Source organism: Hyphobacterium sp. CCMP332, assembly GCF_014323565.1.
In the GTDB taxonomy this organism is placed as follows: Bacteria; Pseudomonadota; Alphaproteobacteria; order Caulobacterales; family Maricaulaceae; genus Hyphobacterium.
In genome coordinates this window covers 1708201-1733321 of record NZ_CP058669.1, presented here as the reverse complement: position 1 = coordinate 1733321, position 25121 = coordinate 1708201, and the positions used below count along the sequence as shown (strand labels likewise).

Genomic DNA, 25121 nt, shown 5'->3' with positions numbered 1-25121 from the left:
GGCTGGATAACATCTGATGAGCGCATCGGTCCGAACCGTCCTCTTCGTTCTGGGCATCATGGTCGCCAGTATTTCCCTGGCCATGCTGATTCCGGCCTTCATGGATATGAATGCGGGCGCGATGGACAGCGCGTCGGCGTTTTTCTGGTCGTCTGCTGTGGGCGGATTTCTGGGCATGGCCGTGGCGCTTGGCGTTCGCACCGAAGACCGCAATCTGACCACCCGTTCGGCGTTTCTGGTGACGGCGGGGTCGTGGCTGGTGCTGGCGATTTTTGCGGCCTTGCCGATGCGGTTCGGCGGCCATGAGCTGGGCTGGACCGATGCTCTGTTCGAGGCGATTTCCGGGCTGACCACGACCGGCGCGACCGTGGTGACGGGGCTGGATGCGCGGCCTCCGGGTTTCCTGATGTGGCGCGCCATCCTGCAATGGATTGGCGGCATCGGAATCATCGTCACGGCGATGGCGATCTGGCCGATGCTGGGCGTGGGCGGTATGCAGCTCTTCCGTCTGGAATCGTCGGATTCGTCGTCGGAAAAGGTTCTGCCGCGCGCCGCCGAGATTGCGACCGCGATATCGCTTATCTATCTGGCACTGACGCTGATCTGCGCCATGGCCTATGCCGCCACCGGCATGAACGGATTTGATGCCATGGCCCATGCCATGACGACGGTGGCCACCGGCGGATATTCCACCCGCGATGCATCCATGGGCGCCTTTACCGAGGGCGGCGCGGATTATGTCGCCATGGTCTTCATGCTGATGGCGGCCCTGCCATTCGCCGCCTATCTGATGCTGGTGCGGGGACACCCGGCGGCCCTGTGGCGCGACCCGCAGGTTCAGGGTTTTTTCACGCTGGTCGTCGCGGCCATTGTGGCGATGTCGGTCTTTGTCGTTGCCGCCGACCTCTATGCCCCCGAAGCGGGCATACGCGCCGCCGCCTTCAACACGATTTCGGTGATCACGGGCACAGGCTATGCGACGGCCGATTTCGGGGTCTGGGGCGCGCCGGCAACGGCGGCCTTTTTCGTCCTGATGTTTGCCGGGGGGTGTGCCGGATCGACGACGTGTTCGGTCAAGATTTTCCGCTATCAGATCGCGATACTGGCGATCCGCCAGCATGTCGTCTCGCTCGCACATCCGCGCGCCATCACGCCGCTGCGCTATGGCGGGCGCCCGGTGTCGCCGGAAACGGTCTATTCCGTGCTGGGCTTCCTGTTTGCCTTCATCGCCATTTTCACGCTGTCAGCGGCGATACTCGGGGCAATCGGTCTGGATACGACTACAGCGCTGTCGGGGGCGGCGGCGACGCTGGCCAATGTCGGTCCGGGGCTGGGCGACATCATCGGTCCTTCGGGCACTTTCCAGCCTTTGCCGGATGCCGCCAAATGGGTGATGTCCGCGAATATGCTGATTGGCCGGCTGGAGGTCCTGACCGTGCTGATCCTGTTTACGCCGCGCTTCTGGCAGTCATGAGGCCTTGGCGGTGTCGATATCTTCCGGCGTGAATTCAAACAGCCGATTGCAGTATTCGCAGGTCATGCCGATCTTGCCGTCCTTTTCCATCTCCGCCTGCTCGTCTTCGGAAAAGCGGGCGAGGATTTCCACCAGCCGTTCGCGATTGCACGGGCAGTGCCTGGTCAGCGTGCGCGGTTCGAACAGACGGGCGCCGTCTTCATGGAAGAGGCGGTAGATCAGCGTTGCCGCTGAAATATCCGGGTCGATCAGCTCGTCATCGGCGATGGTTTCAAACAGGGCCCGGCAATGGTCCCAGTCGGCAGAGGCATCGCCGCGCGCCTCATCGCCGGCAATCTGCTGGAGGATGGCACCGCCGCCGCGCCAGTTCGACTTTCCGCCGGTCTGGACGTTCTCGCCAACGGCCAGTCTGATGCGGGTCGGGGTCTGTTCCGATTGCTCGAAATAACGCTCGGCGCAATGGCTCAACCGGTCGCCTTCCAGCGCCACGACGCCCTGATAGCGTTCCATCTCGCCGCCCGGATCAATCGTCATCGCAAAAGAGCCGGTGCCGAGCAATTGCGCCACGCCGGCATCATCGCTGACCGGCTCGCCGGAATACTGGGCGAAGCCGCGCACGGCTCCGCCGGAATTCCACTCGGCGACAACGAAATTCACCGGCCCATTGCCATTGGCCTGGACGATCAGACGGCCGTCGAATTTGAGCGAGTCACCGACAAGGGCCGCCAGCAGCACGGCTTCGCCGACCAGACGTTTTACCGCCGGGGGATGATCATGGGCCGACACGATGTCGTCCAGCGCCGCGCCCATGCGGACGATGCGGCCACGCGCCGCGTGACCGTCGACCTGAAAGGCGGCCACCAGATCGTCTGCTTCACCCAGTGGATCCGACATGAGGCCTACTTTGCCACGTCGCTCAGCGTGTCATCCAGGATGCCGATGGCTTCGCTGGCATCGGCTTCGTCAATCACCAGCGGCGGTGCCATGCGCACGACATTGTCGCCCGCAGCCCCGATCAACAGGCCGCGATCGCGGACCATGCCGGCAAATTGCTTGGCGACGACGCCGTCAACGAGTTTCAGACCCATCAGCAAGCCCTTGCCGCGCACTTCGGTCACGACGCCGGAATGGCGATCGGCGAGGCCGGTCAGCTGCTGGTGCATGAAGTTGGAGACCTTGTTGACGTTATCCAGGAAGCCCGGCGCGGTGAGTTCGTCAAAAACGACATTGCCGACCGCCATGGCCAGCGGATTGCCGCCAAAGGTCGATCCGTGGGTGCCGACGACCATGCCCTTGCCGACCTCTTCGGTGGTCAGGCAGGCGCCCATCGGGAAGCCGCCGCCAACGCCCTTGGCCACAGCCATGATGTCAGGCCGGGCCTCGCCGGCCCATTCATGCGCGAACAGCTTGCCGGTGCGCCCTGCGCCGCACTGGACTTCATCATACATCAGGAGGAGGCCGTGCTCGTTGCACATCTCGCGCAGGCCGCGCAGGCAATGTTCGGGAATGGCGCGAACGCCGCCTTCACCCTGGACCGGCTCGACCAGAATGGCGGCGGTTTCCTCGGTGATAGCCGCTTTCAGCGCGTCATGATCGCCAAACGGCACCTGATCAAAGCCTTCCATCCGGGGGCCGAAGCCTTCGAGATAGGCGGGGTTGCCGCCAGCATTGATGGCACCATAGGTGCGCCCGTGAAAGGCGCCGGTGAAGGTGATGATGCGATAGCGATGCGGCTCGCCCTTGTCGTAGAAATAGCGGCGCGCCGTCTTCAGCGCGCATTCGATGGCCTCGGTCCCGGAATTGGTGAAGAAGACGCGGTCGGCAAAGGTGGCGTCCGTGTATTTCTTCGCCAGTTCGATCTGGCCCGGCACCTGGAACATGTTGGAGAGATGCCAGAGCTTGTCGGCCTGCTCTTTCAGAGCGGCGACGGCTTTGGGATGGTGGTGACCCAGCGCGTTGACCGCAATGCCGGAAATGAAGTCGAGCCAGGATTTTCCTTCAGCCGTATAGAGGCGGACGCCTTCTCCGCGCTCGAAAACAAGATCCGGCGGCGCATAGGTGTCCATAAGCGGTGCAGGCATGAAGTGATCTCCCTTGAATGTGTGGTGTTATTCCAGAAGCCGTCTAGGCCTGTCTCGCTAACTCTTCAAGCGCCAGCCGGAGCGCAATACCAGATAGGAGATTGCGATCAGGATGGCATTCAGCGCCAGTATGATCAGTACGCCTGCCAGAATGCTGCCGTCGGCATGCCCGGTGAAGCCATAGCGGAAGCCGTCAATCATGTAGAAGAAGGGATTGATGTGGCTGAGCGTGTAAAACGGCTCGGGCAGGACCTCGATGGAATAGAAGGTGCCCGAGAGGAAGGTCAGTGGCGTGATGATGAAGTTGGTGATCACCGCGATGTGGTCAAACTTCTCCGCCCAGACGCCGCCGATCAGCCCGACCATGCCCAGGAGCGATGCACCGGTGATGGCGTAGAAGACGATCGCCCAGATGTGCGCGGGCGTCAGATCGACGAAGAAGGCCATGACGATACCCGTGGCCGCGGCCACGACCACGCCGCGCGTCACCGCGCCGGCGATGAAGGCAATCATCAGCTCCAGCGCGGACAGGGGCGGCATCAGGAAATCCACCGAATTGCCCTGCACCTTCGACACCAGAATGGAGGACGAGGAATTGGCAAAGGCGTTCTGCAACAGTCCCATCAGGATGAGGCCGGGGGCCAGAAAATCGGAAAACGGAATACCCGCCACATCGCCGCGGCGCTCGCCGAAGGCCAGATTGATCACTGCGAAAAACAGCAATGTGGTCACGACCGGTGCAAATACGGTCTGGATGATCACCTTGCCGAAGCGGTGGACTTCCTTGCGGTAGAGCGTCCACAGGCCAAGCGTGTTGAGCGCTCCGAAGCGGCGCGGCACGGGAGCGGGGCGGGTGGTGTGAGTCTCTGTCATAGCCAGCCAACTAGCACGCACCGGGCTTTCGGGCGAGCCGGATGATGGCGGTCAACTGCATCCGAATCAGCTTTCCACAGGCGAATCAGCGAGCGCATCTTGTGGTGCGGGGCGTTCTGGATACTGTATCTCGGACAAGACACAACATATTGCGGATGACGAAGGCGGGGCTACCGCCCATAGTATCACCGCAAAGCTGGTGGAGCGAAAAATGGCCTGGACTGACGATCGCGTTGAAGAATTGAAGAAGCTGTGGGCCGAAGGCCTTTCCGCTAGCCAGATCGCCAAGAAGATTGGCGGCGTCACCCGCAATGCCGTCATCGGCAAGGTGCACCGTCTCGGCCTGTCCGGCCGCGCCGCACCGTCGCGCCCGTCCAGCCGTCCGGCGCGTACGCCCAAGCCGCGCGTCGTCACACCGGTGAAGGCGAAAGCGCCCGTTACGCGCAAGGTCATGGAGCCGGCGATTGAAGCGCCTGCGCCGGAGCGCCTGCCGAATGGTGAATTCGCCACCGTGCTGACGCTGAAGGATTCGATGTGCAAATGGCCCATCGGTGATCCGGCCAGCGGTGATTTCCGTTTCTGCGGCCACCGCACGAAAGCCGGGGATGCCTATTGCGAGGCCCACGCCCAGATCGCCTACCAGCCGCAGCAGAAGCGCAAGCGGAAAGTCTCCGACGCGCAAGCCGCTCTGGACGCGCTGCAAGCCACACGGCGCGTGAATTTCTAGGGGCTATTTCGCGTCCAGCGAATATCCCGCCGAGCGCACCGTGCGGATGGGATTGGCGGTCCCTTCAACGTTCAGGGCCTTGCGCAGGCGGCCGACGTGCACATCGACCGTGCGCGCCTCGACATAGACGTCCGAGCCCCAAACCGCGTCCAGTAGCTGCTCGCGGCTGAACACCCGCCCCGGGTGCTGCATGAAGTGGTCCAGCAGGCGGAATTCGGTCGGGCCGAGGTGGATTTCCTTGCCCGCCCGGCGCACCGGTGGGCCACCCGGTCGATGACGATGTCGCCGTGGTTGATCCGGTCGTCGGCCAGACCGGGACGGATGCGGCGCAGCACCGCCCGGATGCGGGCGATCAGCTCGGTCATCGAGAAGGGCTTGGTCAGATAGTCGTCGGCGCCGGTGTCCAGACCGCGAATCCGGTCGGCTTCCTCGCCGCGCGCCGTCAGCATGATGATCGGCACATTGCGGGTTTCCGGCCGGCCGCGGATGCGCCGACACACCTCGATGCCCGACACCTTGGGCAGCATCCAGTCCAGCAGCACCAGATCGGGCAGGCGCTCGTCGATCTGAGCACCAGCCCCTCCTCGCCGTCGCCGGCCACCACGGATACGCGGATAGCCTTCCTTTTCCAGATTGTACTGAAGCAAGGTCGCCAGCGCGTCCTCGTCTTCAACGACCAGAATATGCGGGTCCATCTTGATCTCCGGGCTCAGGCCGCGTCGTTGGAGTCGCGGCGGATATCACGGCGCAGTTCCGCGCCGGTGACGAGGTAGTGAATCATTTCGGCGATATTGGTGGTGTGATCGCCAATGCGTTCGAGATTCTTGGCCACGAACAACAGGTGAGCGCTGGCCGTAATGGTGCGCGGATCCTCAATCATGAAGGAGAGGAGCTCGCGGAACAGGCTGTTATAATGCTCGTCGACTTCCTCGTCGGAGCGGCAGACGGCAACGGCTTCCTCTGCCGAACCGGCTGAGAAGGCATCCAGCACGCGGTGCAGATTGCTGACGACCATCTTGCCCATGCGCTCGACGCTGCGGGTCAGCTCCAGCGGTTCGGACTTGTTCAGTTCGTGGGTCCGGCGGGCGATATTCTTGGCGAGATCACCGATGCGCTCGAGATCGCCGGAAATCCGGTAGGCGGCGATGGTGGCGCGCAAGTCAGACGCCATGGGCTGGCGCAGGGCGAGCATGCGGATGACGCGCTTTTCCGTGGCGGTTTCCAGCTCATCGACCCGGTGGTCGCTCTCGGCCACCTGTTTCGCCAATTCCGGATCGCGGCGCATGACGGCGGCGATGCAATCGGTCACCTGGCTTTCGCACAGGCCACCCATGCGCGCGATTTCATCGGACAGCGCGTTGAGTTCGTCGGAATAGGCGCGAACCGTGTGGGAGGGGAGTTGGCTATTCATGGCTTTGCTCTTTCAGTGGCCTAGCCGAAACGTCCGGTGATGTAGTCCTGTGTCCGGGGTTCGTGTGGATTGGTGAAAATCTCTTCTGTGGGGCCGTATTCGACCAGATCGCCCATGTGGAAGAAGGCGGTCATTTGCGAAACACGCGCGGCCTGCGCCATGGAGTGGGTGACGATGACGATACAGTAATTCTCGCGCAGCTCGTCGATCAGCTCCTCGATCTTGGCGGTGGCGATCGGGTCGAGTGCGGAGCAGGGTTCATCCATGAGGATGACTTCCGGGCTGACGGCAATGGCGCGGGCAATCACGAGGCGCTGTTGCTGACCGCCGGAGAGGCCGGTGCCGGGCTGGTCGAGACGGTCGGCGACCTCGTCCCACAGGCCGGCCTTGCGCAGGCTGGTCTCGACGACATCGGCAAGCTCGCTCTTGGACGAGGCGAGACCGTGAATGCGCGGGCCATAGGCGACGTTGTCGAAGATGGATTTCGGAAACGGGTTGGGTTTCTGGAACACCATGCCGACGCGGGCACGCAGGATGACCGGATCTACGGCCTTGGAATTGATCTCTTCGCCATCAATGCGGATGGAGCCATCCGTGCGGGCAATATCGATCGTTTCATTCATACGGTTGATGGTGCGCAGAATGGTGGATTTGCCACAGCCGGACGGGCCGATGAAGGCGGTCACCGAGCGATCGGCAATTTCCATGGAGACGTCATAAATGGCCTGTTTGGGGCCATAGAAGACATTCACGCCATCAAGGGTAATCTTGCCCTTAATGCTCCTGGCAATGTCGTGATAAACCGTTGAGGTCCGGCTACCGGAATCCGCCATACCTACCATCTCCGCTCGAACCGGCGGCGCAGCAGGACCGCGACCGCATTAAACACAATCATCAGGGCCAGCAGCACCAGAATGGCGGCGGCCGTGCGGGGTTCGAAAGCGCGCTCGGCACCGTCGGACCACAAGAAAATCTGGACCGGCATGACCGTCGCCGGCTCGGTCAGTCCGGCGGCCGAGAGGCTGGGCGTGTCGGCGACAAAGGCGACCATGCCGATCATCAATAGCGGCGCGGTTTCGCCCATGGCCTGCGCCAACCCGATAATCGATCCGGTCAGAATACCCGGCGCGGCCAGCGGCAGAACGTGGTGTACGACCGTCTGCAGGCGCGATGCGCCCACGCCGAGCGCGGCTTCCCGGATGGAAGGCGGCACGGCTTTCAGGGCGGCGCGCGAGGAGATGATCACGGTCGGCAAGGTCATCAGGGCCAGCACCATGCCGCCGACCAGCGGGGCGGATCGCGGCAGGCCGAAGAGGCTGATGAACACCGCCAGTCCCAACAGGCCGAAGACGATGGAGGGGACGGCGGCGAGGTTGTTGATATTGACCTCGATGAAGCCGGTGATGCGGTTCTTGGGCGCAAATTCTTCCAGATAGACTGCAGTCGCCACGCCGATGGGGACGGCCAGAAGCATTGTGACCAGCATGGTCAGACCCGAGCCGATGACAGCACCCAGCACGCCCGCCAGTTCCGGTTCGCGGCTATCGGCATTGGTGAAGAGATAGGTGTTGAAGCCCTGAACCACGCGGCCGCGCGCCAGCAGGGTTTCGGCCCATGCGATCTGTGCGTCGGTGATGCGGCGTTCGGCCTGCGGTACGTCCAGCGTCCAGATGGTCCATTCACTGCCGGCCTCCGTGCTGTCCAGCGCCACGAGGACGCGGCCTTCGGCGGTGCGGCCGCCATCACTGATCCGGTCGATCTGGATGATGCCCCCATTCATGCGGACGAGACGGCTGGGCAAATCCGGTGACATATTGATGCCGTCGCCGCCCGGTGCGGCCAGTTCGCGGCGGCTGGCGGCCTGGGTCCGGGCCTGTTCGGCCTCGCGCGTCAGGCTTGCGGCGGCCTCGTCCCCGGACGAGTTTGCTGCGCGTGCTTCATATCGTGCGGCCCGGTCTTCCAGCTCTTCGGCCTCGCTTGTCAGCTGGGCGCGAATATCCGCAACAATCGGCGAGAACACATTGGCATTCGCGAAAATACTGATATCGCCGGTTCTGCCGGACGGAGTCGCGACGAGGCCGGGTGCGGCCTCGCTGGAGGTCGTGGTCAGCCCCTGAAGATAGAGGTCGGCATCGTCGGAAATCGGAAAGGTGAAGTCGATGGTCTGGCCGACCAGATCCGTATTATCCAGCACATGGTTCTGGAGCCGGGCCGAATTGAGCGGCGTATAGAGGCCGAAGAGTTCGCGCAGTTCGTCGCGCTCCTGGATATGCGGGAATTCGGCGCGCAGGGCTTCCTGCAACAGGCTGTTATATGGTCCCCGGCGGAGCGAGGCTTCGCTGCGATCACCGGCAGGATCGACCCGGGAACCCTCCAGCGTTACCGGCAGGGTCAGCTCGTGGACGCGAAACGCCGGAATCGACTGGCTGGCGATGGAGCCGATCAGCAGGATCAGGACGGCGATGGCCGACATGATGGCCAGAATGCCGAACATGCGGAACCGGCCTTCGGCGCGATAGCGCTTGGCGAGGCGGGCCTGAACAGCGGCCTGAATATCGGTGCGATCAATCATATTTTTCCCGATATCTCTGCACGACGCGCAGCGCGATCACGTTCAGCGCCAGCGTGAAGATGAAAAGTACAAGGCCGAGGGCGAAGGCGGACAATGTCTTGGCACTGTCGAATTCCTGGTCGCCGGTCAGCAGCATGACGATCTGCACGGTGATGGTGGTCACGGATTCCAGCGGGTTGGCCGTCAGATTGGCCCCCTGACCGGCGGCCATGACGACGATCATGGTTTCGCCGACCGCGCGGCTGATCGCCAGCAGGAAGGCGCCGACAATGCCCGGAAGGGCGGCGGGCAGGATGACCTGTTTGACGGTTTCCGATTTGGTCGCGCCCATCGCATAGGCACCGTCGCGCAGGGTTTGCGGCACGGCGTTGATCACATCGTCGGACAGGGAGGACACAAAGGGGATGATCATCACGCCCATGACCAGTCCGGCGGACAGGGCAGACTGGGTGACGGCGCTTTCAAAGCCCACAAACTGGGCCGCCGCCCGGATGGCCGGGCCGACAGTCAGGAGGGCAAAAAAGCCATACACCACCGTCGGAATACCGGCCAGAATTTCCATGACTGGTTTTACGATGTTGCGGGTGCGCTTGCCGGCATATTCCGACAGGTAGATGGCGGCAAAGAGGCCGATCGGCCCGGCCACCAGAATGGCGATGATGGTGATCATGAAGGTGCCGGCAAATAGCGGCACCGCGCCGAAGGCGCCCGTCTGCCCTATCTGCTCTGCGCGGATGGCGGTCTGCGGGCTCCACTGCGTCCCGAACAGGAATTGGTCCAGCCGCCAGTTGATGGCTTCAAAGAAGCGCAGCGATTCAAACAATAGCGAGGCAACGATGCCAATTGTGGTCAGGATGGCGATTCCGGAACACAGCATCAGGAAGCCCATGAAGGCACTCTCGACCCGGTTGCGGGCGCGGAAGCCGGCTTTCACTCGCGATCGCGACCACACCAGTCCGGCCAGCGCCAGAAGAATGGCCAGAACCGCTCCGCCATATCGAATCGCCTGATCGACCGGGCGGAAAGCCGAAGCGGTAGCTTCAATGGCGGGCGTGATTTCGCTGGGCTGGCTGTCAAAGGCGAGCGCGCGGGCGTCGTTGATGAAAAGACCCCGGCGTTCGGGCGGCAGATTGGCATATTCGAAACCGGCGAGCGACAGAGGCGATGCGCTGTTCTGCCGGGCAGATGCCGTGATCTCGGCCGCAATCGCGGTCCGCCGGCTCTGAAGTGTGGCGCGGGCTTCGGTCGCGGCGTTTACATTGTCCGATGCCTCCAGCGTGCGCCGCGCGGACGCGATCAGCGAATCGTTTTCCTGACGCGTTTCGAAGTCCTGGATAAGCGGTGCGGCAGCCTGATTGAGGCGCGATTCAACAACGGTTTCGGTCAGGCTGGGCCCGAACATGGCGAGCGCCGCCATCAGTAGGAGTGCCGGCGTGCCGGTCCACAGCGCAACGAAATAGCCATGGTAATTTGGCAGTGAATGCAGATTGATGGCTTCGCGTCCGGCTGACCGCAAGGCCCGCGTCCGGCCGACATAGAATGCCGCCGAGATGAGCACGAGCATCATCAACAGAATGAGGGCGTTGATCGGCATTTAAGTCCCGTCGATTTACGTCATGCGGCCAAGGCTGCCAAAGTAGAGCTTCCGCGACCCCTAGCAGGCGGTTCACGGCGCGCTTATGTCATTTTCATAACAGTTTAATGACGCCACCCGAGGGCGGCCCGGAAACACGGTTCTCGTCTGCAGCTGATAACGGCCGTCAGGTGTCAGAGGGCACCGCTTCCACGACTTGCCGCGGAATGCTGACTGCGAAGACGCTGCCTTCGCCAGGCAAGCTTTCGACGAAGAAGCCTCCGCGATGCCGGCTGACGATGTGCTTGACGATAGCGAGACCCAGGCCCGTGCCTTCTCTCGGTCCGCTCTTTTGACCATCCACGCGATAGAAGCGTTCGGACAGACGCGGCAGGTGACGGCGTTCAATCCCCTTGCCGGCATCGCGTACCCGCAACATCGCGAACCGCATTCCAGCCGCGCGGCCCGGCGCGGCGATGGTCAGGCGGCCGGCATCGGGGCCGAGACTGCCGGTCAGGCGGTCAATGTCTTCACGGCCGATATCTGCGTGAATATCGCAGACGATTCGCGAACCGGGTGCGGAATACTTGATCGCATTCTCGATCAGGTTCTGGGCAATTTCGAACAACTGGTCCCGTTCGCCGATGACCGGGGCATTCCGGTCGCCTTCAAACTCGATCCGGATATCTTTCGGCTGGGCCAGCGGACGCACAGAATCGATCGTGTTCTGCGTCATGGCCGCGAAATCAGCTTCGCCGCTGGGCGGTACGTGCTCGTCCATTTCCACGCGGCTCAGTGACAAGAGGTCGTTGATCAGGCGCCGCATGCGTTCGGTCTGATCCTGCATGATGGACAGGAATTTGTCCCGCGCCGCCATATCGTCCCGCGCATGGCCCCGCAGCGTTTCGATGAAGCCGGCAAGCGAGGCGAGGGGGGTGCGCAATTCATGGCTGGCATTGGCCAGAAAGTCGGCGCGCATGCGTTCGGCGCGCTTGCTGGAGGTTTCATCCGCCAGGACCAGCAGCGCCCGCCAGGGATAACTTCCGGGTTCTTCGGCTTTCAGCGGCATGACGTGGACACGGACATGGCTCTCTATGGGGGCTAGCGTTGAATATTCGACGATACGCGCCTTGTCGCCCTGCAAGACGGCGCTGACGGCTTCCAGCACTTTGGGCTGGCGTAGCGATGCCGACAGCAGGCCAGATTCATTGCCGAGGCCCAGAAATTCATGCGCGGCCGGGTTGGCCTGTTCGATACGGCCGCCGCGACCGACCAGCAGAACGGGCAGGGGAAGTTGTTCAAGAATTTCGCGCGCCGGCGACGCCGTGCCTGTGGCGATGGCTTTCGGACTGGCCGAGGCCGTTTGCGCGCGCGGAGCGGACACGGTGGTGATCAGAAGAAAATAGATAAAGGATAGGGCGCCGATGGCGATGGCAGCCGAGAGCGCGACCCATAATGTGACCGCACCGGACATCGCCAGAACGAGCAGGACCGCGACAGATAACACGGTCAGGGCGAGTGTATCGCGCCGCCGGAGGCGATGACCCTCCAGCTCGGATGGGGAATCCTTGCTCAAAATTCATTCGCCTTCTGCTGTTCTGCGACTCATAAGGGCCATAATTCAGATGGTAATCAACCGCTTCTGGGACATCCTCGTGACGTGAGCCGTCACCGATATCACCAACTATCATAGTGATATTCGAGAGTTTTTTGATGATCATCGCTAAAAAATTACTGTTTTTCGATAAAAGTTTGTTGACTTTCGAAAAGCTGAATCTAGGGTGCATCCAAATCCGCCGCCCCCGGCATCAAGAGTCCAGTATGATCAAACAAAGCCTCCTCCTCTCCGTTACCGCCCTTGCTGTGGCGTCCTGTGCTTCCACGGGCCCGGCTCTGCGCGGTGGCGATGCGCTGCCCTCCTCGCCCATGATCTGGGCGTCTGGCGGTGATGCCGATACCACCCGGATCGATAACTGGGTGGCGACGTTCAACGATGTCAGGCTGGCTGCTCTGATTGATGAAGCGGTTGTCGAAAACCCCGGCATTTTATCCGCTGAAGCCCGCATCCGGGCGGCACGCGCCAGTGCCCGCGCAGCGAATGCCGGCCGTTTGCCGAGCGTCAATGCCGATCTGGGTATCACCCAGCGCGAAACCGATCCGGCGAGCACCACCAGCTATGGTGCCGGGATCGGCGTATCGTGGGAAGCGGACCTCTGGGGCCGGCTGGCGGCCCGTGCGCAAGCCGGCGTTCTGGAATATCAGGCCACGGATGCTGACTATGATGGCGCCCGCCTGTCGGTGGCCGGACAGGTCGCCCGCGCCTGGTTCCTTCTGGTTGAAGCGCGCCTTCAGACAGATCTGGCCGAGCGCGATGTGCAGGCCAAGGAGCGCTCGCTCGGCCTGATCGAACGCCGTTTTGGCGCTGGCGTGTCGCGCTCGTCCGATGTGCGGACATTCCGCTCGGCTCTGGCGTCGAGCCAGGCGGTTCTGGCGTCACGTCAACGCGCGGAAGCCTCTGCCGCCCGCAGTCTTGAAATCCTGCTCGGTCGTTATCCGGCGGGCGCGATTGAACATAATGCCGATCTGCCGGAGTTCGACGCTCTGGCTGGGATCGGTGCGCCGGGTGAGTTGCTCGTTCGCCGTCCCGATTTGCGCGCCGCCGAAGCGCGGCTTCAGGCCGTTGGCCTGCAGGCGGAAATTGCCCGGGACGCTCTGCTGCCCAGCCTGACGCTGCGCGGCACGCTGGATACGGGCGGGACCGATCCGGCCGATATTTTCGACATCGACACCTATATTGCGACCGCCATCGGCTCGCTGACGTCACCGATCTTCAATGGCGGTGCCCTGCGCGCCGAACGCGACCGCGCCGAAGCAGCTGCGGAAGCCCAGCTGGCCGCTTATGCGACGACGGTTCTGTCGGCCTGGCGTGAAGCGGAAGATGCCATTTATGCCGACGGCATTCTGGCCGCGCGCGTGGAAGCGCTGCGCGATGCCTATGAACAGGCCGCCGCCGCCGAAGAGCTCGTGATCCGCCAATACGGATCGGGCCTCGCCACTGTTTTTGAACTGCTGGACGCTCAGAGTCGTAGATTTGCGTCAGAAGGTCAGTACATCGCCGCCCGCCGTGAGCGGGCCACCAATCGTGTTGATATTTACCTCGCAATCGGCGGAAGCTTCGACGCTCCCGATCTGCGCGGCATAGAGGGATAGGAAACCGTTATGAGAAAATCTTTGGGAAGAGGCCTGCTTGTGGGTTTGCCATTGCTAGTGATCCTGGGCTTTGGCGCTCTGATTTTTATGATGGTCGCCACCGCGCCCCAACCCGAGCGCGCGAGCGCCGAGCCCCGGCCGGTCGCGGTCTTTGCGGCGCCCGTTGAAAATACCAATGTGACGTTGACGGTCACCACGCAGGGCGAAGTCCGTCCTCTGGTGCAGATCAATCTGGTGCCGCAGGTGTCCGGACGCATCGTTTATGTGAACCCCAACTTCATCGAAGGTGGCTTTTTCGAAGCTGGTGAAACCCTGATCCAGGTGGATGATGCCGACTACCGTCTTGCTGTCACGCGGGCCCAGGCGCAAGTCGCTCAGGCCCAGCAGGCGCTGGTGCGCGAGCAGGCGGAAGCCGATCTGGCCGAAGCCGAATGGGAAGAGCTGGGCGAAGGCCAGGCTTCGGCTCTGACGTTGCGTGAGCCTCAACTGGCACAAGCACGGGCCTCGCTGGCGGCGGCCAATGCCCAGCTTCAGGAAGCTCGTCTCGGGTTGGAGCGTACACGGATTTCCGCGCCGTTCGCCGGCCGCGTCCGCGTCAAGAGCGTTGATGTCGGCCAGTTCGTGTCACCCGGCACGCCTCTGGGTGAAGTGTTCGGTACCGAGGCTGTGCAAATCCGCTTGCCGCTGACCGACAATGAATTGTCGATGCTCAATATTCCGGTGGCCTTTCAGGCGACTGAAGCCAATCCGGGACCCAGTGTGCGGATTTCGGCGGTTCTGGCCGGCCAGTATCGCGAATGGGAGGCCCAACTGGTGCGGACCGACAGTTCGATTGATACCCAGACGCGCGTGCTCTATGCCATTGCGCAGGTCAATGATCCGTATGGTGCTGCCGCAGAGGCGGGCGGTTCGCCGCTGCCGGTCGGCCTCTTTGTGGATGCCGAGGTGCAGGGCCGCGAAGTGGCCGATGCCTATGTCCTGCCGCGGTCGGCTCTGCGGGGTTCCGATAGCGTGTATGTCGCTCAGGAAGGCGGTACGCTCGGCATTCGTAACGTCAGTGTGATTACGTCCGATCCGGATCGTCTGGTAATTTCAGGCGGTGTTGAAGCCGACGACATGGTGATCACCAGCCCGATCCGTGCTGCCAGCGATGGCATGCGCATCCGGACTTTCGATCAGGCCGGCGAGCTGATCGCAGAGCGGTCTGCAGTGATTGAAACCGATCGCGACGACGATGAAGCCGATGACGACGCTGCCGAAAATGGTGGCGAGGATCAGGCCGCTCAAGTCGCCAGTGCTGACTAGATCAGCCAACAGAACAAGACCAGGGAGACGGTCATGACGGACCCGAAACAGGAAACAGAGCATAAGGGCATTCTTGCGTGGTGGGCCAGCAATGGCGTGGCCGCCAACCTCCTGATGCTGGTCGCCATTGTCGGCGGCATTATGGGTCTGATGACCATGAACCGCGAGGTGTTTCCAACGGCCAGCTTTGCCGGCGCAACCGTGCAGGTGACCTGGCCGGGCGCGTCTCCACAGGAGATGGAAGAGCAGATTGTTGTCCGCATCGAGGAGGCCGTGTCCTCCGTCGATGGCATTGAAAACATGACCTCGACGGCGCGTGAAGGGGCGGCTTTCATCAATATCGAAGGGTCGCGATCTGTCGATATGCGCACCTTCATCAATGAAATCGAGCAGCAGGTGAATTCCGTCAACAACCTGCCGCCTTCCGCCTATCGTCCGATTGTCAGCCAGTGGCGAAATGAAGATCAGGTCGTCGGATTTGCCGTACACGGGCACGTTCCGCGCCGCGATTTGCAGCGTATTGCGCGCGAAATCCGCGATGAAGTCGCCGCTGATGTGCCCGGCGTTTCTCTGGTTCAGATCTGGGCAACGCTGAATGAGGAAGTCGCGATCGAGGTCAATGAAAGCGACCTGCGCCGCTATAATCTGACCTTTGACGAAGTGGCCCGCGCGCTGCGGAGTTCATCGCTGAATGCCTCGGCCGGACAGGTTCGGACGGATATCGGCGATGTCTCTCTGACCGCGCGCCAATTGGGCGATTCCGCAGAGGATTTCGAGAATATCGTTGTGCGCCAGACATCGGCCGGCGGGACGATTCGCATCAGCGACATTGCCGATGTCACGGACGGATTCGTCGATGCCAATCTGGTCGGGACTTATAATGGCGAGCCGATGGCGCTGGTCGTTATCATCTCCAGTCCCGGCATGGATGTGGTGAATGTCTCGGACGGCGTTCAGGAATTCATCGAACGCCGGTCAGCGACCCTGCCAGAGGGCGTCTCCATGTCGCTCTGGTGGAATAATGCCGAAATGTATGAGGCGCGGGTGGATACCGTGGTCGGCAGTGCGACATGGGGCATGCTGTTTGTGCTGATCGCGCTTGTGCTCTTCTTGCGTCCCATCGTGGCCTTCTGGGTGACGGTGGGAATTGGCGTGGCCTTTCTGGGCGCCTTCCTGCTGCTGCCATTGTGGGGCGTGACGCTGAATATGCTGTCGCTGTTCGCCTTCCTGATCGTGATCGGGATTGTGGTCGATGACGCGATTATCGTCGGCGAGAACATACATAACAGGGTGGAGCGCGGGGAAACCGGCCTGACGGCAGCCGTGCTGGGAACCCAGATGGTAGCCAAGCCGGTGATTTTTGCGGTGATCACCACCATTTTGATGTTTGCACCCTGGATGATGCTGTCCGGTCCGGAAGTCCAGTTCACCCGTCAGATATCGCTGGTCGTGATCGCGGCTCTGACCTTCTCTCTGATTGAATCGCTCCTGATCCTGCCGGCCCACCTGTCGCACATGAAGCCGGAAAAGATGGACGGCTTCTTCGGCCCGTTGCTGAAGCTGCAGCGTGCAATCGCCGATACAATGATCTGGTTTGCCCGGCATATTTACCGGCATGCCGTTGTCTTTGCGATCAAGCGCCGTTATTCGACCCTGATCTTCTTCACCGGCCTTTTTGCGGTCGCGATTGTCCTGCAGACGACCAACAGGGTCGGCAGCGTTTTCATGCCGGAAATCGAGAACGAGACCATTCAGGCCAGCATCCAGCTGGCTGAAGGCACACCCTGGCAACGAACCGAAGCGGTGCGTCAGCAGTTGGAGCGTGCCGAGGAATTGACGCTGGAGCATTATCGCGAGGTCTATCCGGGCGAGGGCGACATGATCGAAAGCCGCTCGACACTGGCCACGGATGGCCGTGTGCGAGCGTGGATCACGCTGGCCGAGCCGGAAGTCCGGCCCGGCGGTCTAACGACGCGAGAAGTGGCACAGCAGATTCGCGATTTCCTCGGACCGATTCCGGATGCTGAGGAGGTTCGTCTCGACACCACGCTCAACAATGGTGGTAACGGGCTCCGCTTTGCGATTTCCGGTCAGGACCTTGACGAGTTGCGGCTTGCGGCAAATGAGCTGAAAGAACAACTCCGCTCCTATGACACGCTCTATGACGTGGTCGATAACCTGCAGTCTTCTGCCGAGGAACTGCAATTCTCCCTGCGGCCGGACGCACAGGCGCTGGGCATCACGCTTGCGGATGTTACGCGTCAGGTGCGGCAGGCCTTCTATGGCGAGGAAGTGGTTCGCTTGCCCCGCAACGGACAGGATGTGCGCGTCATGCTGCGCTTCCCGGAAGATGCGCGCCGGTCTCTGGATACGCTGCGCGATTTCCGCATCCGCACGGCAGATGGACGCGAAGTACCGCTGTCGGCTGTGGCTGATGTGGAATTCGCCCCGGGCCTCAACCGTATCAATCGCCGCGACCGCATGCGGACGATTACGGTGGCCGCAGAGCTGACGGATCCGACCGCGCGCGGTGAGGTCATGGACAGCATGGATGCGGATTTCTGGCCGGCCTGGTCGGAGCGCCACCCCAATGTCAGCCGTCAGGAATTCGGCCAGGCGCAGGGTGAGGCCGAGTTCATGGCCGAGCTGTTCAATCTGGTGATCCTGGTTCTGGGCGGCATCTACATTCTGCTGGCGATTGCCTTCCGGTCCTATGCCCAGCCGGCGCTGATCATGATCGCCATCCCGTTTGCCTATGCCGGCGCTGTGTTCGGGCACTTGCTATTCGACATGCCGTTCGCGCTTTTCTCCTTCTTCGGGGTCGGTGCGGCCGCCGGTGTGGTGATCAATGACAACCTGGTGCTGGTCGACTTTGTAAACCGGTTGCGGGCCAATGGCGTCGGGGCCTTCCAGGCTCTGGTGGATGCCGGCGTGCAGCGTTTCCGGCCGATCATCCTGACCTCGGTCACCACCTTCCTCGGCATCCTGCCGATGATGGCGGAGACCTCGACGCAGGCGCAATTCCTCAAGCCGATGGTCGTGTCTCTGGGCTTTGCCGTTGTCTTTGCCCTCTTCCTGACCCTGCTTCTGGTACCGGCACTCTATGCCATCGGCGTTGATATCAAGCGCGGTGTGGTCGGCATGTGGACCGGTCAGAAGCTGCCGGGGATCGGCTCGACCTATCACGAGACCGAAAGCGGCGCGCCGGAGACCGATGTCGGCACCATTCAGCCGGCCGAATAGTGCAGGCCGGGCTGACCCGTCCGCGTTGCGGATTGGTCAGCCCGCCTCGCTTGGCGTATAAGCCATTATCAAATTTCGAAATGCCGGTGGGGAACCGGTCTCAGAAGGGAAACTGACGATGAAGAAACTGCTATTGGGCAGCGCATGTCTGGCCTTGCTGGCCGCGTGCAGCGAGCCGCAGACCACGGACACCACCACTGTTGATCCGACCGACGGCGCGACCATGGATGGCGGCCAGACAGAAATGGCCGCTGCCGAAATTGGCGAGTGGGGCTTTGATCTTGATGGTATGGATACCACGGTCGACCCGGGCAATGACTTCTTCCGCTATGCCAATGGCGAGTGGCTGGACACGACCGAAATTCCGGCTGACCTTTCCAATTACGGCATGTTCACCGAGCTCGCGCTGGAAGCTGAACAGCAGGTCCAGGCGATTATCGTCGAGCTGGCCGAGACCGACGGCGAAGCCGGATCCCCGGAACAGCAGGTTGGCGATCTTTATGCCAGCTGGATGAACACAGAAGCGCTGGATGCGCGCGGTCTCGAAGCGATCCAGCCGCTGCTGGCTGAAATCGATGCGGCGCAAAACCATGACGATTTTGCTGCGCTGTTCTCGTCGCTCCACCATCAGTCGATGTTCGGTGTCGGCATTATCCCGAACCCCGCGAATACGGCAGAATATACCGTTTTCGTCGGTCAGGGTGGTCTGGGCCTGCCGGACCGGGATTTCTACCTCAATGAAGGCGAGCGCTATCAGGAATATCGCGAAGCCTATGTCGCCTACATCTCACAGATCTTTGATCTTGCCGGTATCGACGGCGGTGCGGAAAAGGCAGAGGCCATTCTGGCGCTGGAAACCCGCATTGCGGAGACCCACTGGACACAGGATCGTAGCCGGATCATTTCCGAAATCCTCAATCCGATGACAGCGGAGCAACTGGCGGAGCTGGCCCCGGCGTTCAACTTCACGGCCGGTTTTGACGGGCTGGGTATTGGCGGTCTCGAGACCTACATCGTGGCGCAACCGAGCGCGCTCGAAGGATCGGCAGCCGTTTTCGCGGACACCTCGATCGACATTCTGCGCGATTACATGACCTTCCACGCTCTGAATTCGAACACGAATGCCCTGCCGACGGCCTTCGACGCTGCCAGCTTCGACTTCTTTGGCCGGACGCTGAACGGTACGGAAGAACAGCGGCCGCGTGATCGCCGCGGCGTCAATCTGGTAGGCGGATCCCTCGGTGAGGTTGTCGGTCAGGTCTATGTCGACCGCCACTTCCCGCCGGAATCCAAGGATCAGATGGAAGATCTGGTGGCCAATCTGACGGCGGCCTTTGCCGAGCGTCTGGAAAATCTCAGCTGGATGGACGATGAAACGCGCGAGCAGGCCCTGCTCAAGCTGTCGACCTTCGAGCCGCGGATCGGCTATCCCGACGAATGGACCGATTATTCCTCGCTGGAAATCGACGCTGATGATCTGTTCGGTAATCTGCAACGGATCAATGCATTCAACTGGAACCAGCAGGTCGAAGACCTGAGCGGTCCGGTCGATCGCAATGAGTGGCCGTATCCGCCGCAAACGGTGAATGCGTCGTACAATCCGTTGATGAACCAGATCACCTTCCCGGCCGGCATTCTGCAGGCTCCCTTCTTTGACCCGAATGCCGATGCGGCGATCAATTACGGGGCGATCGGTGCCGTGATCGGTCATGAAATCGGCCACGGTTTTGACGATCAGGGCCGCGAGTTCGACGAAGCCGGCCTGTATCGCAACTGGTGGACGGAAGCGACCAATGACGCGTTCAACGAGCGTGCTGAACGTCTGGGGATCCAGTATGACGGATATTCACCGATCGAGGGCGAGTTCGTGAACGGCACTTTCACCATGGGCGAAAACATTGGCGATCTCGGCGGTGTTCAGATGGCCTATTCCGCCTATCAACGCCATCTCGCCGCCTGCTGCGACGGTGAAGCCGAAGTGCTGGACGGTCTGACCGGCGATCAGCGCTTCTTCCTCGCCTGGGCGCAGGTCTGGCGCCGTCTCTATCGTGAGGACAATCTGCGCCAGCGTCTGGTCACGGACCCGCACAGCCCGTCGCAATACCGCACGAATGGCGTCGTCCGTAACCTCGATGCCTGGTATGCGGCGTTCGAAGTGACCGAGGATGATGCCCTCTACCTGCCGCCGGAAGAACGCGTCCGGATCTGGTAAATAGAGACAGACTTTGACTGGATAACGGCTCCGCATTCCGTGCGGGGCCGTTTTCTTTTGCGAAAATGACAGGAAATTCAGTTGAGCCTGCCGCAATCTACGCTAGGTATCTCCATTGAATTGACTTTGGGGAGCTTGATTGTGATCAGGAAACTATTGCTGGCATCCAGCGCTTTTGCTCTCGTCGCGGCGTGCAGCCCGACCGAGATGACCGACGATACCGATACGTCGACAGAAACCGAAACCATGGAAGAGGGTGCCGCGGAGACTTCCGGCGCAGCGGATTCGCCGGAACAGACAGCATCGGGTGAGGCCATTCTCGGCGACTGGGGTGTGGAGACACAGCACATCTCCGACACGATCGAGCCGGGCGATGACTTCTTCCGCTATGTCAATGAAGGCTGGCTCGCAACGGCTGAATTCCCGCCGGGCTTTTCCAGCCTGAACGGCTTCACCGAACTCTATCTCCAGACCGAGGCGCGTATCGAGGGCATCATTCAGGAAGTGTCGGAAACCGATAACGCCGAAGGCACACCGGAATACCAGATCGCCACTCTGTACAATGACTATCTTGATGCCGACCGGATCGAAGCCCTTGGCCTTGAGCCGCTCGAAGACGGCATTGATGCCGCGATGACAGCATCCACGCATGAGGACATTGCCCGCCTGATGGGCGCGCTGAACTATCCGTCCATCATGTCGTTTGGCGTGACCATCGATCCGGGCGACCCCACGCGTTATGTGATTTCCACCGGTCAGGCGGGCCTGGGTCTGCCCAACCGCGACTATTATCTGCGCGATGAAGAGCCCTTCCCGGAACACCGCGCTGCCTATGTCGATTACATGGCCGGTCTGTTTGACCGCGCCGGTATCGAAAATGGCCGCGAGCGGGCTGAAGCCATTCTGGCATTCGAAACCGCGATTGCGGATATCCACTGGCCGCTGGACCAGGTGCGTGACCGGATCGCGAATTACGATTTGCAGACGGTCGACGCGTTGATGTCCTACGCGCCCGGCTTCCCGTGGGAGACCTTCATCGAAGCCGGTGGCGGTGCCGGTCAGGCAGAGATCATCGTCGGCCAGAACACGGCGGTTCAGAGCCTGTCCCAGCTGTTTGCCGAAACGCCGGTCGAGACGCTGCAGTCCTATCTGACCTTCCATTACATCGACAATCATACAGCCATGCTGCCGCAGGCCTATGATCAGGCGTCATGGGAGTTCTATTCCCGCCAGCTGAACGGCACGGAAGAACAGCGTCCGCGTGCATTGCGGGCGGTTCAGATGGTCAATGGCAGCTTCGGTGAAGCGCTCGGGCAGGTCTATGTCGAGCGGTATTTCCCGGCCGATTATCGCGACCAGATGACCGAGCTGGTGGAATATCTCCGCCGCGCTTTCGCCGATCGTCTGGAAACCCTCGAATGGATGGATGACGAGACACGGGCTGAAGCGTTCGACAAGCTGGAAGCCTTTCTGCCGAAGATCGGCTATCCGGAAGTGTGGCGTGACTTCTCCTCGATCAACATCGTCGAAGGTGATCTGATCGGCAATTCGCACCGGATTGCCGAATGGTATCGCGACGATTCACGGTCGCGTCTGGGCGGTCCAATCCGCCAGTGGGAATGGTTCATGAGCCCGCAAACGGTGAATGCCTATTATTCCTCCCAGCGTAACGAGATCGTTTTCCCGGCCGCTATCCTGCAGCCGCCCTTCTTTGATCCGAACGCCGATCCGGCGGTCAATTTCGGCGCCATTGGCGGCGTGATCGGCCACGAAATGGGCCACGGATTTGACGATCAGGGTAGCCGCTCGGACGGTACCGGGCTGCAACGCAACTGGTGGACCGAGTTTGCGCGCAATGAATTCGAAGCGCGGACCTCTGTGCTCGAGGGGCAATATAACAGCTTCTGTCCGGTGGAAGGCGAGTGCGTTCGTGGCAACCAGACAATGGGCGAGAATATCGGCGATCTCGGCGGACTTTCCATCGCCCGCCACGCCTATCACATGTATCTCGCCGATCATTCGAACGGCGAAGCCCCGGTTCTGGACGGCTTTACGGGCGATCAGCGCTTCTTCCTCGCCTGGGCCCAGGTCTGGCGCGGTCTGCGCACGGAGGAGTCCATGCGCTCGCGCCTGATCTCGGGCGTTCACAGCCCGAACCAGTATCGGACCAATGGCGTCGTGCGGAACATGGATGCCTGGTATGAGGCGTTCAACATCTCCGAGGATGACGAGCTCTACCTGCCGCCGGAAGAACGGGTCAGCATCTGGTAAGCGAAACTCAACGCTGAAGAAGGCCCGGCCGCTGCGCCGGGCCTTTTTTTGGCGCAGAATCGAGACGTTGACCGACGTCCGCCTGATATCAAAAATGCAGTGGGCGGTTGCCTTTCGGGCGCGGGCCTGTTTTCTGCCTGCAGCAGGTCACGGGGACAGCTGTATATGCGCATTCTTGTAACGGGCGGTTGCGGTTTCATCGGGTCGGCACTGGTTCGCAGGCTGGTGGCCGAGGGGCATGACGTTCTGAACCTCGATGCCCTGACCTATGCCGGGGACGAGCGGTCCGTCGCCGCGGTTGCAGGCCTTCCCAATTATCAATTCCGCCGGGGCGATGTTGCCGATGCCGACATTGTCGGTGCCGCGATGTCGGGCTTCAATCCGGACCGTATCTTCCATCTTGCGGCGGAAAGCCATGTCGACCGCTCCATCGACGGGCCGGGCATTTTCGTGACCACCAATCTTGTCGGCACCTCGATCATGCTGGATGCCGCACTGATGCACTGGCGCGGGCTGGACGAGATGGCGCGCGCGGCCTTTCGCTTTATCCATGTCTCCACTGACGAGGTCTATGGCACACTCGGCTTTGGCGATCCGGCCTTTGCCGAAGACACGCCCTATGCGCCCAACAGCCCCTATGCGGCGTCAAAGGCCGGAGCGGATCACCTCGCCCGGGCCTGGGTCGAGACTTACGGCCTGCCGGTGATCATCACCAATTGCTCGAATAATTATGGGCCGTACCAGCATCCGGAAAAGCTGATCCCGACGGTCATCCGCACAGCATTGTCCGGTGGTGATATCCCGGTCTACGGCAAGGGCGAGAACATTCGCGACTGGCTCTATGTCGCCGACCATGTCGCCGGCCTGATGGTGGCCGCCGATTCAGGCGAGATCGGTCGCAAATACAATTTCGGCGGCGATGCGGAGCGCACGAATATCGACCTTGTCCGCACGCTCTGCCGCCTGCTCGACGAGAAGCGCCCTGCGGCCAATGCGTATGAAGACCAGATCCGCTTCGTCGCCGATCGTCCGGGCCATGATTTGCGGTATGCTGTCGACAGCCAGCGCGCGCAGTCAGAACTTGGCTGGGCACCGAGCGTCACACTGGACAAGGGCCTGTCGGAAACGGTTGACTGGTATCTGGCCAACCCGGACTGGCTGTCGCGTGATCCGGCGGAAATCGCCCGGCTCGGACTTGGGCGCTAACAGGAGACACGCCATGACATCGAAGTGGAAAGGCCTCATTCTGGCCGGCGGCACAGGCAGCCGCCTCTATCCGCTGACGCATGCCGTGAACAAGCACTTGTTGCCGGTTTTCGACAAGCCGATGATCTATTATCCGCTGACCACGCTGATGCTGGGCGGTGTGCGCGAATTTGTTATCGTCTCCAATCCGGAATCGATTCCGCAAATCCAATCCCTTTTGGGGGATGGCAAAAAATGGGGTCTCAAATTCGAATATGTGGCCCAGAACAAGCCCGGCGGCATCGCCGAAGGCTTCCGGGTCGCTGCCAACGAGCTTCAGGGGCACAATATTGCGCTCATTCTCGGCGACAATATTTTCTATGGCGATGGCTTGTCCAAGCGCATCAAGGAAGCCGCGACGCAGGAAAAGGGCGCCACGATTTTCGGCTATGAAGTCGCTGACCCTTCGGCCTTCGGTGTGGTTGAACTGGGTGAGGATGGCCGCGCCATTTCGCTTGAGGAAAAGCCGGAGAAGCCAAAATCGAAACTCGCCGTGCCAGGTATCTATTTCTATGATCCCGATGTGCTCGACATTGCCTGGGAGCTGAAGCCGTCCGGCCGGGGCGAGCTGGAAATCACCGACGTCAATCGCGCCTATATGGAGCGCGGGGATCTGAATGTGAAAACCATCGGGCGGGGCGTGGCCTGGCTGGATGGCGGCACCCATGCCGACCTGTTCGAAGCCGGGCAATTCATCAAGGTCGTTGAAGAACGCACGGGGCTGAAAGTGGCCTGTCCGGAAGAGATCGCCTTCCGCATGGGCTTTATCGACCGGGCGGGACTGGCCGAGCTGGTCGATGAAAGCCCGAAAACCGAATACCAGAAATATCTGAAAGACTTGCTGGACCGCAGCCACTAGAATGACAGAAGTTCAATCAGTGGGGGATGCATGAAAGCCGCGAGCGACCTGATCACAAATGACGT

18 protein-coding genes and 1 pseudogene are annotated in these 25121 nt (G+C 61.3%); 9 read left to right on the top strand and 10 right to left on the bottom strand.

The genetic code is table 11. From position 1 onward, the window contains the following. Positions 1-16: 16 nt before the first annotated feature. Entirely contained in the window at positions 17-1474 is a 1458-nt protein-coding gene (locus tag HXX25_RS08850) for a TrkH family potassium uptake protein (protein ID WP_187165567.1), read from the top strand. Here the strand turns inward: HXX25_RS08850 and HXX25_RS08845 are convergent. From HXX25_RS08845 to HXX25_RS08835, 3 genes are read right to left on the bottom strand one after another with little or no spacing between them, the layout of a single operon-like run. Continuing rightward, positions 1469-2368, bottom strand: coding sequence for an Hsp33 family molecular chaperone (locus HXX25_RS08845; RefSeq protein ID WP_187165566.1), 900 nt, complete (start codon positions 2366-2368; stop codon positions 1469-1471). The genes HXX25_RS08850 and HXX25_RS08845 overlap by 6 nt on opposite strands. Positions 2369-2373: 5 nt before the next feature. Further along, a complete protein-coding gene (locus HXX25_RS08840; RefSeq protein ID WP_187165565.1) occupies positions 2374-3555 on the bottom strand; it encodes an aspartate aminotransferase family protein in 1182 nt (393 codons plus the stop codon). Between the two features lie 57 nt (positions 3556-3612). Beyond that, on the bottom strand, positions 3613-4428 hold the full coding sequence (locus tag HXX25_RS08835) for an ABC transporter permease (protein ID WP_187165564.1): 816 nt from the start codon (positions 4426-4428) through the stop codon (positions 3613-3615). Positions 4429-4639: 211 nt separating this feature from the next. On the opposite strand from HXX25_RS08835, the gene HXX25_RS08830 reads away from it, so the two are divergent. Beyond that, the gene (locus tag HXX25_RS08830) at positions 4640-5155 is read left to right on the top strand and encodes a GcrA family cell cycle regulator (RefSeq protein WP_187165563.1); all 516 of its coding nucleotides are present in this window, start codon (positions 4640-4642) and stop codon (positions 5153-5155) included. Between the two features lie 3 nt (positions 5156-5158). Here HXX25_RS08830 and HXX25_RS14420 read toward each other — a convergent pair whose 3' ends face one another. The 7 genes and pseudogenes from HXX25_RS14420 to HXX25_RS08800 all read right to left on the bottom strand — a co-directional run bounded on the left by HXX25_RS14420 (position 5159) and on the right by HXX25_RS08800 (position 12287). Next, positions 5159-5347 carry a winged helix-turn-helix domain-containing protein gene (locus HXX25_RS14420; protein ID WP_370543733.1) on the bottom strand — a complete coding sequence of 63 codons (189 nt, stop codon included), beginning with the start codon at positions 5345-5347 and terminating at the stop codon, positions 5159-5161. Positions 5348-5553: 206 nt separating this feature from the next. After that, a pseudogene (locus tag HXX25_RS14415) lies at positions 5554-5850 on the bottom strand (response regulator); the annotation flags it as partial. Between the two features lie 14 nt (positions 5851-5864). Continuing rightward, positions 5865-6566: a phosphate signaling complex protein PhoU gene (gene phoU, locus HXX25_RS08820; protein WP_187165562.1), complete on the bottom strand. Its 702-nt coding sequence runs from the start codon at positions 6564-6566 to the stop codon at positions 5865-5867. Between the two features lie 20 nt (positions 6567-6586). Further along, entirely contained in the window at positions 6587-7399 is an 813-nt protein-coding gene (pstB, locus tag HXX25_RS08815) for a phosphate ABC transporter ATP-binding protein PstB (RefSeq protein ID WP_370543732.1), read from the bottom strand. A gap of 2 nt (positions 7400-7401) precedes the next feature. Beyond that, positions 7402-9138: a phosphate ABC transporter permease PstA gene (gene pstA, locus HXX25_RS08810; RefSeq protein ID WP_187165560.1), complete on the bottom strand. Its 1737-nt coding sequence runs from the start codon at positions 9136-9138 to the stop codon at positions 7402-7404. Beyond that, a complete protein-coding gene (pstC, locus tag HXX25_RS08805; protein WP_187165559.1) occupies positions 9131-10732 on the bottom strand; it encodes a phosphate ABC transporter permease subunit PstC in 1602 nt (533 codons plus the stop codon). Before pstC ends, pstA begins: the two co-directional genes overlap by 8 nt. Before the next feature lie 166 nt (positions 10733-10898). Then, positions 10899-12287, bottom strand: a complete 1389-nt coding sequence (locus tag HXX25_RS08800; protein ID WP_233346617.1) for an ATP-binding protein — start codon at positions 12285-12287, stop codon at positions 10899-10901. Between the two features lie 245 nt (positions 12288-12532). On the opposite strand from HXX25_RS08800, the gene HXX25_RS08795 reads away from it, so the two are divergent. The 7 genes from HXX25_RS08795 (at position 12533) to rfbA (ending at position 25056) form a co-directional block, all read left to right on the top strand. Further along, positions 12533-13921: an efflux transporter outer membrane subunit gene (locus HXX25_RS08795; protein WP_187165558.1), complete on the top strand. Its 1389-nt coding sequence runs from the start codon at positions 12533-12535 to the stop codon at positions 13919-13921. Between the two features lie 9 nt (positions 13922-13930). Further along, the gene (locus HXX25_RS08790) at positions 13931-15226 is read left to right on the top strand and encodes an efflux RND transporter periplasmic adaptor subunit (RefSeq protein ID WP_187165557.1); all 1296 of its coding nucleotides are present in this window, start codon (positions 13931-13933) and stop codon (positions 15224-15226) included. A gap of 33 nt (positions 15227-15259) precedes the next feature. Then, the gene (locus tag HXX25_RS08785; protein ID WP_187165556.1) at positions 15260-18469 is read left to right on the top strand and encodes an efflux RND transporter permease subunit; all 3210 of its coding nucleotides are present in this window, start codon (positions 15260-15262) and stop codon (positions 18467-18469) included. Between the two features lie 118 nt (positions 18470-18587). After that, positions 18588-20681 (top strand): M13 family metallopeptidase, encoded by a 2094-nt coding sequence (locus HXX25_RS08780; protein ID WP_187165555.1) that lies wholly within the window; start codon positions 18588-18590, stop codon positions 20679-20681. Positions 20682-20822: 141 nt separating this feature from the next. Further along, positions 20823-22952: a M13 family metallopeptidase gene (locus tag HXX25_RS08775; protein ID WP_233346616.1), complete on the top strand. Its 2130-nt coding sequence runs from the start codon at positions 20823-20825 to the stop codon at positions 22950-22952. 165 nt (positions 22953-23117) lie between these two features. Continuing rightward, positions 23118-24158 carry a dTDP-glucose 4,6-dehydratase gene (gene rfbB / locus HXX25_RS08770; RefSeq protein WP_187165554.1) on the top strand — a complete coding sequence of 347 codons (1041 nt, stop codon included), beginning with the start codon at positions 23118-23120 and terminating at the stop codon, positions 24156-24158. 13 nt (positions 24159-24171) lie between these two features. Next, positions 24172-25056 (top strand): glucose-1-phosphate thymidylyltransferase RfbA, encoded by an 885-nt coding sequence (gene rfbA, locus HXX25_RS08765; protein WP_187165553.1) that lies wholly within the window; start codon positions 24172-24174, stop codon positions 25054-25056. The last annotated feature ends 65 nt before the right edge of the window (positions 25057-25121 follow it).

Excerpts from the sequence above, each read along its gene's own strand:
- HXX25_RS08850 (WP_187165567.1), top strand. The coding sequence starts at position 17 with ATGAGCGCATCGGTCCGAACCGTCCTCTTCGTTCTGGGCATCATGGTC.
- HXX25_RS08845 (WP_187165566.1), bottom strand. The coding sequence starts at position 2,368 with ATGTCGGATCCACTGGGTGAAGCAGACGATCTGGTGGCCGCCTTTCAG.
- HXX25_RS08840 (WP_187165565.1), bottom strand. The coding sequence starts at position 3,555 with ATGCCTGCACCGCTTATGGACACCTATGCGCCGCCGGATCTTGTTTTC.
- HXX25_RS08835 (WP_187165564.1), bottom strand. The coding sequence starts at position 4,428 with ATGACAGAGACTCACACCACCCGCCCCGCTCCCGTGCCGCGCCGCTTC.
- HXX25_RS08830 (WP_187165563.1), top strand. The coding sequence starts at position 4,640 with ATGGCCTGGACTGACGATCGCGTTGAAGAATTGAAGAAGCTGTGGGCC.
- HXX25_RS14420 (WP_370543733.1), bottom strand. The coding sequence starts at position 5,347 with ATGCAGCACCCGGGGCGGGTGTTCAGCCGCGAGCAGCTACTGGACGCG.
- phoU (WP_187165562.1), bottom strand. The coding sequence starts at position 6,566 with ATGAATAGCCAACTCCCCTCCCACACGGTTCGCGCCTATTCCGACGAA.
- pstB (WP_370543732.1), bottom strand. The coding sequence starts at position 7,399 with ATGGCGGATTCCGGTAGCCGGACCTCAACGGTTTATCACGACATTGCC.
- pstA (WP_187165560.1), bottom strand. The coding sequence starts at position 9,138 with ATGATTGATCGCACCGATATTCAGGCCGCTGTTCAGGCCCGCCTCGCC.
- pstC (WP_187165559.1), bottom strand. The coding sequence starts at position 10,732 with ATGCCGATCAACGCCCTCATTCTGTTGATGATGCTCGTGCTCATCTCG.
- HXX25_RS08795 (WP_187165558.1), top strand. The coding sequence starts at position 12,533 with ATGATCAAACAAAGCCTCCTCCTCTCCGTTACCGCCCTTGCTGTGGCG.
- HXX25_RS08790 (WP_187165557.1), top strand. The coding sequence starts at position 13,931 with ATGAGAAAATCTTTGGGAAGAGGCCTGCTTGTGGGTTTGCCATTGCTA.
- HXX25_RS08785 (WP_187165556.1), top strand. The coding sequence starts at position 15,260 with ATGACGGACCCGAAACAGGAAACAGAGCATAAGGGCATTCTTGCGTGG.
- HXX25_RS08780 (WP_187165555.1), top strand. The coding sequence starts at position 18,588 with ATGAAGAAACTGCTATTGGGCAGCGCATGTCTGGCCTTGCTGGCCGCG.
- rfbB (WP_187165554.1), top strand. The coding sequence starts at position 23,118 with ATGCGCATTCTTGTAACGGGCGGTTGCGGTTTCATCGGGTCGGCACTG.
- rfbA (WP_187165553.1), top strand. The coding sequence starts at position 24,172 with ATGACATCGAAGTGGAAAGGCCTCATTCTGGCCGGCGGCACAGGCAGC.